The organism is Nonomuraea lactucae (genome assembly GCF_003313395.1).
Taxonomy (GTDB): domain Bacteria; phylum Actinomycetota; class Actinomycetes; order Streptosporangiales; family Streptosporangiaceae; genus Nonomuraea; species Nonomuraea lactucae.
The window spans coordinates 1-10,147 of the sequence record NZ_QNFZ01000956.1 but is presented as its reverse complement, the minus strand read 5'-3'; the positions used below and the strand labels follow the sequence as shown (position 1 = coordinate 10,147).

The 10,147-nt window shown below is 71.8% G+C and carries 10 protein-coding genes; 3 read left to right on the top strand and 7 right to left on the bottom strand.

The genetic code is table 11. The annotated features are described in order from the left end of the window. A partial coding sequence (locus tag DQW85_RS33535; RefSeq protein WP_205315606.1) for a hypothetical protein occupies positions 1 to 338 on the bottom strand: 338 nt, incomplete at its 3' end. Positions 339 to 431: 93 nt separating this feature from the next. Further along, complete coding sequence (locus DQW85_RS33530) at positions 432 to 941, bottom strand: DUF6328 family protein (RefSeq protein ID WP_240197586.1); 510 nt, start codon at positions 939 to 941, stop codon at positions 432 to 434. A 298-nt stretch (positions 942 to 1,239) separates the two neighbouring features. Here DQW85_RS33530 and DQW85_RS33525 point away from each other — a divergent pair, with 298 nt between their 5' ends. Then, complete coding sequence (locus tag DQW85_RS33525) at positions 1,240 to 2,352, top strand: acetate/propionate family kinase (RefSeq protein ID WP_240197585.1); 1,113 nt, start codon at positions 1,240 to 1,242, stop codon at positions 2,350 to 2,352. A gap of 105 nt (positions 2,353 to 2,457) precedes the next feature. Here DQW85_RS33525 and DQW85_RS33520 read toward each other — a convergent pair whose 3' ends face one another. The 3 genes from DQW85_RS33520 to DQW85_RS33510 all read right to left on the bottom strand — a co-directional run bounded on the left by DQW85_RS33520 (position 2,458) and on the right by DQW85_RS33510 (position 5,090). Beyond that, on the bottom strand, positions 2,458 to 3,069 hold the full coding sequence (locus DQW85_RS33520) for a hypothetical protein (protein ID WP_113703780.1): 612 nt from the start codon (positions 3,067 to 3,069) through the stop codon (positions 2,458 to 2,460). A 129-nt stretch (positions 3,070 to 3,198) separates the two neighbouring features. Further along, a complete protein-coding gene (locus DQW85_RS33515) occupies positions 3,199 to 4,113 on the bottom strand; it encodes a phosphoribulokinase (protein WP_113703779.1) in 915 nt (304 codons plus the stop codon). Positions 4,114 to 4,178: 65 nt separating this feature from the next. Further along, positions 4,179 to 5,090, bottom strand: coding sequence for a LysR substrate-binding domain-containing protein (locus DQW85_RS33510; RefSeq protein WP_113703778.1), 912 nt, complete (start codon positions 5,088 to 5,090; stop codon positions 4,179 to 4,181). Positions 5,091 to 5,152: 62 nt separating this feature from the next. Between DQW85_RS33510 and DQW85_RS33505 the strand changes: the two genes are divergently transcribed. Both DQW85_RS33505 and DQW85_RS33500 read left to right on the top strand, forming a co-directional pair. Beyond that, positions 5,153 to 6,562 carry a ribulose-bisphosphate carboxylase large subunit gene (locus DQW85_RS33505; protein ID WP_113703782.1) on the top strand — a complete coding sequence of 470 codons (1,410 nt, stop codon included), beginning with the start codon at positions 5,153 to 5,155 and terminating at the stop codon, positions 6,560 to 6,562. After that, complete coding sequence (locus DQW85_RS33500) at positions 6,559 to 6,930, top strand: ribulose bisphosphate carboxylase small subunit (protein ID WP_113703777.1); 372 nt, start codon at positions 6,559 to 6,561, stop codon at positions 6,928 to 6,930. Before DQW85_RS33505 ends, DQW85_RS33500 begins: the two co-directional genes overlap by 4 nt. Before the next feature lie 126 nt (positions 6,931 to 7,056). Here the strand turns inward: DQW85_RS33500 and DQW85_RS33495 are convergent, their stop codons facing one another. Together DQW85_RS33495 and DQW85_RS33490 are read right to left on the bottom strand one after the other, a co-directional pair. Further along, on the bottom strand, positions 7,057 to 9,618 hold the full coding sequence (locus DQW85_RS33495) for a glycosyl hydrolase family 18 protein (RefSeq protein ID WP_205315605.1): 2,562 nt from the start codon (positions 9,616 to 9,618) through the stop codon (positions 7,057 to 7,059). Between the two features lie 110 nt (positions 9,619 to 9,728). Continuing rightward, the coding region (locus DQW85_RS33490; protein ID WP_476703625.1) for a mannosyltransferase YkcB-related protein at positions 9,729 to 10,147 on the bottom strand (419 nt) is incomplete at its 5' end.

Sequence of the window (10,147 nt, the reverse complement as noted above, 5' to 3'; positions counted from 1 at the left end):
CGGGCCGACACGACGGGCACGGGGAAGCCGGTGGCGCGCCGCAACTGCCGGGCGAGCAGGTCGCCGACGGCGGCGACGTCGCTGTGGATCGCCGTGGCGGCGGTGATCCGGTACGTCACGCCGGGCGCGGGCACCGCGCTGACCGGCGCGGGCACCACCGCCCCGAACGCCACCGGCCCAGCCACCGAGTCCACCCCCGAGTCCATCCCCGAGCGCGGCACCGGCCCCGCACCCTGCCCCGCCACCAGACCGGCCACCGGATCGCGCGCGAGGACGACGGCGGCGGACGCCGGGACGGCGCAGAGCGCGAGCAGCGCGATCGCGAGCCGGACCTTCACGATGGCCTCCGTGGTGTGCCCCCAACCCTACGGACCCCGCGGACATCAGTAAAGGTTCTTATCTAATTGGCGCGTGGTGACCTCCCGCCCCGCTCAGGCGTCCTCGCGGTCCGAGCCGGACCCGTCCTCCTCGGCCGGGCCGGAGCGGTTAAGGGCCGGCTGCCCGAACCAGCTCCACAGGGCGAGCACCGCGACGAGCGCGGCGGTGACGACGGCCACCGTGCCGTCGAACAGGTAGTCCACCACCAGCATGGTGGCCGTGGTCATCGACACCGCGAGCGCCAGCGCCCCGGCGATGCCGTAGAAGTTCGACCGGCGTACCAGCGTCTCCTTCAGCCCCTGCCTGAACAGGACGCGGTGCTGCGCGGCCGGGGCGATGTAACAGATGGACGCGATCGCGGCGCTGACGAGCGCCACGTAGAACAGCCGCCGGTCGAACTCGTCCAGCCGGGCGAACCCCGGCGAGAACGGCACCGTGAGCAGGAACGCGAACAGCACCTGCACGCCGGTGACCGCCACGCGCGCGCCCTGCAACAGCTCCACGAAGTTGCGATCGGCTCGGTCGCCGGCGGATTCCTTGCCCGTCCCCAACCCCTGGTCCACCTGGGCCGTCCTTTCCGCCACGGTCGTCCTCCAGACGCTACGACTTACCGGACGTTCGCCCGCGAAACCAGACAATGACCGCTGAAATGCTAGGTCCGTAAGATTCTTCCGCCGTGGCCGGCGGTCGCGACGACAGCCGAGTGTCGGCGCGTCCGTGACTCCGGAGGTGTCGCCCGGCCCGCGGGCGGGTAGCCCGCGGCAGGGAGGCGAACCGGATCGAGGTCGCCCAACGCCAGCAGACACGATGCCAGCAACGCAGCGCCAGCAGACTCACCGCCAGCCGAGGAGGCCGCACACCGTGACGACCGTGCTAACCGTCAACGCCGGATCCTCCAGCCTGCGGCTCGACCTCGTGGACGGCCTCGTGGACGGCGGGACGCTCATCGACAGCGCGCACGCCGAGCGGGCCGTCGATCCGCGGGCGGCCCGGGACGAGCTGTCGGCGTTCCTCGGCCGCCACCACGACCGCGACATCGAGGCCGTCGCCCACCGCCTGGTCCACGGCGGCGAGGCCGTGCGCGTCCCGGCGATCGCCGATGACGAGACGGTGGCGGCGGTGCGCGCCTTCTCCGGGCTCGCGCCGCTGCACCTGCCCCCGGCCCTGGCGCTGGTGGACGCGGCCCGCGAGCTGCTGCCGGCCCTGCCCCACGTGCTCTGCCCCGACACCGCGTTCCACGCGGACCTGCCCGGCGAGGCGGCGACGTACGCGCTGCCCAGCGACTGGCGCGAACGGCACGGCCTGCGCCGTTACGGCTTCCACGGCCTGTCGTACGGGTGGGCCGCCGACAGGGTGGCCGAACTCACCGGGCGGCCGGTGGAAGAGCTGGACCTGGTGCTCACCCACCTCGGCGGAGGTTCGTCGGTCTGCGCCGTGTCCGGCGGGCGGAGCCTCGACACCTCGATGGGCTTCACCCCGCTCGACGGCGTGCCGATGAGCAGGCGGTCAGGCGGCGTCGATCCGGGGATGCTGCTCTGGCTGCTGTCGGAGGGCGGGCTCACGCTGGACGAGCTGAGCGAGGGCCTGTGGCGGCGCTCCGGGCTGACCGGGCTGTCCGGCGGACGCTCGGGCGACACCCGCGAGCTGGTCGCCGCCCAGCGTGACGGCGACCAGGAGGCCGCGCTGGCGATGGCCGTGTTCTGCCACCGGGTGAGCCGCGAGATCGCCGCGGCTGCCACCTCGCTCGGCCGGATCGACGCGCTGGTCTTCACCGGCGAGATCGGCTGGGACCAGCCGGAGGTCCGGCACGACGTGTGCCGCCGCCTGCGGGTGCTCGGCGTCGAGCCGCCGGCCGTGGCCGGCCGCGACGACGACGGCCTGATCAGCGCGCGGGACGCCGCCGTGCCGGTCTTCCTGGTCGAACCCCGGGAGGCGCTCCAGCTCGCCCGCGAGTGCCTCAAGGCCCTCGCCTGACGCGCCCGACCGGCCGCGCGGGTCCGGGCAGCGACGAGAGCGACCAGGAAAGCGGCAACCGGAGGTGACCACAAGGCCGGCCACCAGAGATGACCGCGAGGCCGGTCAGGTGGCGCGCGAGTAGAGCCAGGGGTCGCGCAGGTCGAGGTAGCGGGGCTCGCCCTCGAAGAGCCCCACGAGCTCCTCGAACGCCTCCCGCAGACCGGGCGGCAGCTCCCTGCCCTCACCCTCCCTGGCCTCCTCCTCGGAGCTGAAGTAGACGGTCTCGGTGTAGCCGCCGTCGTCGTGCACGGCGGCGAGGCCGCCGATGAGGTCGGGACGGAAGGCGCCCAGCTCCTGCTCGGTGCGCCGGATGAGGTCCCGCATCCGGCCGGCGTCGCGGATGCGGCCCTGGATCACCTGGACGAACCTCGCCGAGTCGGACCCTCCGCGCAGGTACTGGTGGACCTGGTCGGAGTCGTGGAAGGCGACCTCGCCGGCGAAGAGCTTGGCGGTCTCCATCCACCACTGGGTCTGCTCGGGGCGGTCGGAGTTGCGCCGGGCGGCCTCCCGCGACTCGAAGCGCGCCACGGCCACGAACGTGCCGTCCTCCGTCACACCGGCAGTCGTGCCGAGCCAGCCGTACGAGCCGGGCGCCAGCTCGCGCGCCCACCGGTCGAGCGCCTCCTTGCTCTCGCCGCGGTCGGACACCTGGCCCTGAATGACCTGGATGAACATCGTGGCCCCCTCTCAAGGCAGCGTTGCCTCCTTCCACGCTAGGAAAGCCCGCCTGCCAGGTCGAGGGGGCAAGGTTCTCCGGCGGGCCAAGAGCTCGTCTGAATTCCGGGAGCGAGCGCCGGTGACCGCCTACGTCGCGGGGGTGGCGCCCATCTTGCTGAGGAGGTGGAACAGCAGGAGGAGCTGGACAAGCCGGAGGGGCTCGTCCCTGCGGTCGTCGAGCAGGCCGAGGCATTCGGGCAGCGTGCCCGGGGCGCCGAGCTCGTCCCAGATCGCCTTGGCCACGGCGTCGCCGTCGGACGGGCGCAGGTCCCGGTCGATGCGCAGGGCGTCGACCGGGATCCCCTCCGGGTCGCGGGTGAGCGAGACGGCGACGCCCCTGACGCCCGTGTCCGCGAGTATCCCCACGAAGTTGGGGTGCCTGATCGTGGGCCGCAGCAGCACGGACGCCCCGGTCAGGCCGAAGGCGATGACGATGTCGGCGACCCTCCGCTGCGGCCTGATGAACTGCTCCGCCTCGGTTTCCCGCCGCCGCAGCTCGGCGAGCACCTGGTCCGGGGTGTAGCCGCGCTTGGCGGTGTCCCTGGCGATCTTCCAGTCGCGGCGCACGCTCTCGGGGGGCGCGAGGAAGACGGTCACGTCGAAGCAGGCCCGCAGCAGCCGCGTGTAGAGCGGGAGCAGCCCCTCCACGATCACGAGGGGGTGCGGCTCGATCAGTTCCGGCCGCGTGAGCTCGCCGTTGCGGTGGTCGTAGACCGGTTTGAGTATGGGCTGGCCGAGCGCCAGCAGCTGTAAGTGCTGCTCCATGATCTGGACGTGGTTGCACAGGGGATGGAGGGGCGTGAACGGCAGTGAGCGCCGTTCCGTCCGGTCGTAGCGGTGGTAGTCGTCGACGCACAGGGAGACGCTGCGTTCCCTGCCGAGGGCGGCGACCAGGCCACGCGTGAGCGTGGTCTTCCCGGCGGCGCTGTCACCGGCGATGGCGATCATGATGGGCCGCATGGCCTCGTCCGCGCGCCTGATTCGCATCAGCTTGTCGGGCATTACCTGACAGTAACTTCGCGGCGCGGCGCCGTCTTCCCCACTATGCGTGAAAGAAGCCGCGAAATTCAGTGCTTTCTTGACGCTTCCGTGAATTCTCCGCACATGATGACGTACCGAACGAACAGCGCGGCGGTGGCGGGCAGCCTGCCCGGGTGCGCCACCAGGTGCCAGTCCCTGCGCAACGGCGTCTGCGGGGTGCCGAGCACGGCCATCGCGGCCGACGCCAGGTCGCGGGCGACCGCGTCGCGCGACATGAGGCTCACGCCCAGCCCCGCGATCACGCCCTCGCGGACAGCGGCGCCGGAGCCGATCGTCAGCGTCGGCGGCGAGATGCCCAGCTCGTCGAGGAGCACCTCCGCCGTGGCGCGGGTGCCCGAGCCCGGCTCGCGCAGCAGCCACGTCTGCTCGGCCAGCCATCCCCGCCGCTCCTCCCACGGCGCCGCCGTCCGCGGAGGCGGGGCCGCCCCGCCTCCGGGCGCCACCACGACGAGCTCGTTCGGCCGGACAGCCAGCACGGCCCGGCCGCGCGGTGGCCTGCCCCCGATGACGACGTCGACGCGCCGGTCGTCGAGAAGGCGGTGCACGTGCGCCCTGTTGCCGATCCGCAGGCCGATCCGGGCGCGCGGGTGGGCCTGGCGGAAGCCGTGCAGGAACCGCGGGACGAGCTGCTCCCCCGCCGAGGTGACGGCCGCGATCCGCAGCTCGCCGCCCTCCGGGTCGGCCTCGCCCGCGGCGGCGGCGCCTCCCGCCTCCAGCAGCCCGAGGGCCTGCCGCACGTACCCGGCGTAGACCTCGCCGGCCTCGGTGAGCTCCAGCCCGCGGCCCGCCGGCCGTACCAGCCGCAGGCCCAGCGACCGCTGGAGGGCGACCAGCGACGCCGACACGGCCGACTCCGTCACGACCAGCCGCCGCGCGGCGTCTTTCACCGAGCCCGTCTCCACGACGGCGAGGAACGTACGCAGGCGAGTCAACGTCATGCTTGATAGTCACCGGCCAACCGTCAATAGACAACTGGATGGTCGGCGGTGACGGTGAAGCCATGGACCGTTTGAGTTCGGGAGTCATCCCCTACGCCAAGCTCGGTTACCACGATCCGGACTACGAGCCGAAGGACACCGACGTGCTCTGCGCGTTCCGGGTCACCCCTCAGCCGGGGGTCGCGCCGGAGGAGGCCGCCGCCGCGGTGGCGGGCGAGTCGTCCACGGCGACCTGGACGGTCGTGTGGACCGACCGGCTGACCGCGTACGACCACTACCAGGCCAAGGCGTACCGGGTGGAGGAGGTGCGGCCCGGCGAGTACATCGCGTACATCGCCTACGACATCGACCTGTTCGAGGAGGGGTCCATCCCCAACGTGGCCTCCTCGATCATCGGCAACGTCTTCGGGTTCAAGGCGGTGAAGGCGCTGCGCCTCGAGGACATGCGCATCCCGCTGGCGTACGCCAAGACCTTCCAGGGGCCGGCGCACGGGATCGTGATGGAGCGCGAACTGCTCGGCAAGTACGGCAGGCCGCTGCTGGGGGCGACCGTCAAGCCGAAGCTGGGGCTGTCGGCCCGCAACTACGGCCGCGTGGTGTTCGACGCTCTCAGGGGCGGGCTCGACTTCACCAAGGACGACGAGAACATCAACTCCCAGCCGTTCATGCGCTGGCGGGACCGGTTCCAGTTCGTCATGGAGGCGGTCAACCGGGCGAGCGAGCGGACCGGCGAGATCAAGGGCCACTACCTCAACTGCACCGCCGCCACCATGGAGCAGATGTACGAGCGGGCCGACTACGCCAAGCGGCTCGGCAGCCCGATCATCATGATCGACCTCACGGTCGGGTTCACCGCGATGGGGTCCATGGCCAGGTGGGCCAGGGACAACGGCGTGCTGCTGCACCTGCACCGCGCCGGCCACTCCACCTACACCCGGCAGAAGAACCACGGCGTCAGCTTCCGCGTCATCGCCAAGTGGTCGCGGCTGCTCGGGGTGGACCACATCCACGCGGGGACCATCGTCGGCAAGCTGGAGGGCGACGCCGCGACGACGAAGGGCTACTACGACACCTGCCGCGACCCCAGCACCCCGGCCTCGGCCGCGTACGGCCTCTACTTCGACCAGGACTGGGGGTCCATACCCGGGGTCATGCCCGTCGCCTCCGGCGGCATCCACGCCGCGCAGATGCACTCCCTCGTCCACCACCTCGGTGAGGACGTCGTCCTGCAGTTCGGCGGCGGCACGATCGGGCACCCGATGGGCGTCGCGGCCGGCGCCACCGGCAACCGGGTGGCGCTGGAGGCCGTGATCCAGGCCCGCAACGAGGGCCGCGACCTGGTGGCGGAGGGCCCGGCCGTGCTGAAGGCGGCGGCCAGGCACTCCCCCGAGCTCGCGGCCGCCCTCACGACGTGGGGCGACGTCGAGTTCGCCTTCGAGTCCACCGACCGGCCCGACGGAGCATCCGAATGAGAGTGACGCAGGGAACCTTCTCCTACCTTCCGGACCTGACCGACAACGAGATCCTCGCCCAGATCGAGTACGCCGCCGACCAGGGCTGGGCCGTGGGCGTGGAGCACACGGACGACCCTCACCCGCGCAACGTCTACTGGGACATGTGGGGACTTCCGCTGTTCGACCTGGTGGAACCGGGCCTGGCGCTGGACAAGGTCAACGCCTGCCGGGCCGCGAACCCCGCCAGCTATGTCCGCGTCACCGCCTACGACGCGTCGCTCGGCCGCCAGACGACGGCGCTGTCCTTCATCGTCCAGCGCCCCGCCGTCGAGCCGTCCTTCGTTCTCGACCGCACCGACGAGGGCGGCTTCACGCTGCGCCTCTGACGAACTCCCGCAGGATCCACGAGCGGTGCGCCGCCAGGGCTGGGGCCGACCCCCTGGCGACGCACCTCCCATCGGAGCGCCGGAACGCGGCGCTCCCCCAGCGCTCCCGCGGCGCTCTTCCCCGGGCTACCGGAGCGCGGCGTCGAGCGCGTCGGTCAGGAGGCCGGGGTCGCCGGACATCTCCCACATCATCGCGCCGAGCAGGCCCTTGCTCTTGAGCCACGCGGTCTTCTTGCCGATCGACCACGTGTCGTCGAAGGACCACCACTGCCCGTCGGGACCGGTGTAGCAGAAGGTGGCGACCGCCTGCTCGTCATGCCGTACCGTGCAGCCGGGCACGCTTGAGACCAGGTTGCCGTAGCCGCGGGTGCCCGCCTCCTCCTGGAACTGGCCCGGAGCGGCGCCGCCGGCGGACTGCCACTCGCCGTACCTGCCGCCGTCGGCCACCCGCTGCCAGCCGCGGCCGTAGTAGGCCAGGCCGATGGTGAGCTTGCGCGGGCGCACGCCGGCGTTCAGGTAGACGTCGACGGCCCGTTCCACGCTGAAGTCGGGGTTGTACGGGCTGTCGGTGTCGAGGTGGAGGTTGCCCTGGTGGCCGGTGCGGTTCGGCTCCCAGGAGTTGTCGCTGCCCGCGCCGTGGAAGTCGTACCCCTGCACGTTGAAGATGTCCAGGGATCTGGCGACCTGCGGCAGGTCCCACCCGGCGGCGATCTTGACCGGGTCCGCGGGGGTGAAGGCGGTCAGCTGGTAGCGCTTGCCGGTGGTGGCGCTCAGGGCGTCGAGCTGCCGCCGGAACTCCTCGATCAGCAGCGTGTTGTTGGCCTTGTCGTTCGGGCTGACGTGGTTGCCCGCGTGCCCCTCGGCTCCCGGCCACTCCCAGTCGAGGTCGATGCCGTCGAAGATCCCGGCGCCCGTGCCCGGCCCGCCCGCGCCGTTGTACACCGGCAGGTTGCCCTTGATGTAGATGTCGATGCACGACGACACGAACTTCTTGCGGGCCGCGTCGGTGGCCGCGACGTCGGAGAAGTACTTCGAGTACGTCCAGCCGCCGAGCGAGATCAGCACCTTCAGGTGCGGGTGCTTGGCCTTGAGCTTCTTGAGCTGGTTGAAGTTGCCGCGCAGCTTCTCCCAGCCGGTGTCCGCGACGCCGTCCACCGACTGCGCGCCGCTGAACGGCCTGCCGTAGTCGGCCTCGGCGTCGCCCGCCCCGTCGCCCTGGTTCGGGTCCTGGGGGTTCGGCGAGGTGCCCTTGGTCACGCCCTGCAGGCAGGTGAGGTTCACCGGGTCGATGTTGCCGAAGGCGTAGTTGATGTGGGTCAGCTTCGCGGCGGCCCCGGAGCTGTCCAGGTTGCGCACGAAGTACTGCCTGCCGTAGATGCCCCACTGCACGAAGTAGCCGACCCGGGCGTAGCCGTTGTCCACGATGTCGGACGTGGTGACCTTGACCGGGGCGCTCGGCGTGGAGACGTTGTCGTACAGGTCTCTGGCCCGGACCGTGAACGTGTACTCCGTGGACGGCGAGAGCCCCGTCACGGTGGCGGTGGTGCCCGTGACCGTCGTCGCGACCGACGAACCGTTGTAGACGTCGTAGCCGGCGACGCCCGTGTTGTCCGTCGAGGCGTCCCAGGTCAGCGTGACGCTGGAGGACGTCCTGCCCGTGGAGCGCAGACCGCCGGGCGGCGATGGCGGCTGGCCGTCGTCGGCCGGGTTGTTGGTCCGCACGGTCACGGGCGCGGAGGCGGCCGACAGGGTGCCCTTGCGGTCCTTGGCCTTGACCGTGAAGGTGTACGAGGTGTTGGGCGACAGTCCCGTCACGGTGACCGCCGTCCCGGTCGCCGTGGCGGCCGCGGCCGAGCCGTTGTACACCTCGTAGCCCGTGATCGGCAGGCTGCCCGGGGTGGCGGCGTCCCAGGCCAGCGAGACGGTCCTGGTGGTCTTGACCGGGGAGCGCAGGTTGCCGGGCGCCCCCGGCGGGGCGTCGGGCGAGCCGTCGCAGTTGACGTCGTTGACCCGGCAGCTCACCGGCTCGGCGCCGGCCGTGCTCACGGTGAACGACGGGCTGTAGGGCTCGGTGGTCGCGCCCGCGGCGATCGTCGTGTTGTAGTGGGCGGGCGTCAGCGTCACGGTCCGCCCGCTCTGGCTGATCGAGCCGTGCTGCGCGTTGCTCGCGGTGACGCCTGCGGGCAGGTCGAAGACGATCGTCCAGCCGTTCAGCGCCGTGGTGGTGTTGTTGGCGACCACGAATCTCGCCGAGGTGCCGCTCACGTCGTAGGACGCGGTGACCGGGGCGGGAGCGGGCGGGTCGGCGCCGCTGCCGTCGCAGTTCGCGCCGTTGATGGTGCAGCCGGTCGGCTGCACGGGGGCGCTGAGCGTGACCTTGGGGCTGTACGGCTCGGTGTTCCGGCCCGGCTGGACGGTGTTGATGTAGTGCGCGGGCGTGAGCGTGACCCGCGTGCCGTTCTGCCGGATGGTGGCGTGCTGGGGACTGCTCGCGGTGACGCCCGCCGGCAGGTCGAAGACGATCGACCAGCCGGTGACGGCGCTCGTGCCGGGATTGGCGACCACGAACGTGCCGGTGCTGCCCGACAGCGTGAACGTGGCGACGAGGCGGCCCGCGGCCCCGGCGGGGAGTGCGCAGAGGGCGATGATCAGTAGGACGGCGACCAGGGGGGTGACTAATCGGCGCACACTGGATCCTTTCTTTAAAGAAAGTTTCCTAAGAATTACGCCGGATCGTAAGCCCATCGGCCGCCGCTGGCAATACGCGAACGCCTCCCGTCACCCTCTTGTGGCCCTGGCTAGGTGCGCGCCGCCCGGCCGCAGTCGTACAGGTCGGCGTGCCCGGCCACCGGCGCGCACGCGCCGCGCACCCAGGCGACGATCTCGGGGGCCTGCTCGCCCTTGCCGGGCATCACGTAGCGCAGCCTGCCGGAGGCGAGGAGGTCCTTGAGCCCGCCGACGCTCATCGCCGGGTCGCCGCCGGTGAAGCCGCCCATCGCCAGCGCGGGCCGCCCGGTCTCAAGGATGATCGCCGAGACGGGCTGGGCGCCCAGCATGGCGACCAGCCAGGTCGCGCCGCCCTGGTTGGCCCGCAGGAAGGCGATCAGGCCGGGGTCGATGCGGTCGCGCGGGCCCATGGCCGGGCCTCCTCCCTTCCAGACCGTCGGCCGGGCGCCGTCCGCGGCCCGCGCCGGGTGCCCCACCGGCACCGGGCGCG

What these genes read in the sequence shown, in the direction of transcription:
- DQW85_RS33520 (WP_113703780.1), bottom strand. Translation starts at nt 3,069, where the DNA reads ATGTTCATCCAGGTCATTCAGGGCCAGGTGTCCGACCGCGGCGAGAGC.
- DQW85_RS33515 (WP_113703779.1), bottom strand. Translation starts at nt 4,113, where the DNA reads ATGCCCGACAAGCTGATGCGAATCAGGCGCGCGGACGAGGCCATGCGG.
- DQW85_RS33510 (WP_113703778.1), bottom strand. Translation starts at nt 5,090, where the DNA reads ATGACGTTGACTCGCCTGCGTACGTTCCTCGCCGTCGTGGAGACGGGC.
- DQW85_RS33505 (WP_113703782.1), top strand. Translation starts at nt 5,153, where the DNA reads ATGGACCGTTTGAGTTCGGGAGTCATCCCCTACGCCAAGCTCGGTTAC.
- DQW85_RS33500 (WP_113703777.1), top strand. Translation starts at nt 6,559, where the DNA reads ATGAGAGTGACGCAGGGAACCTTCTCCTACCTTCCGGACCTGACCGAC.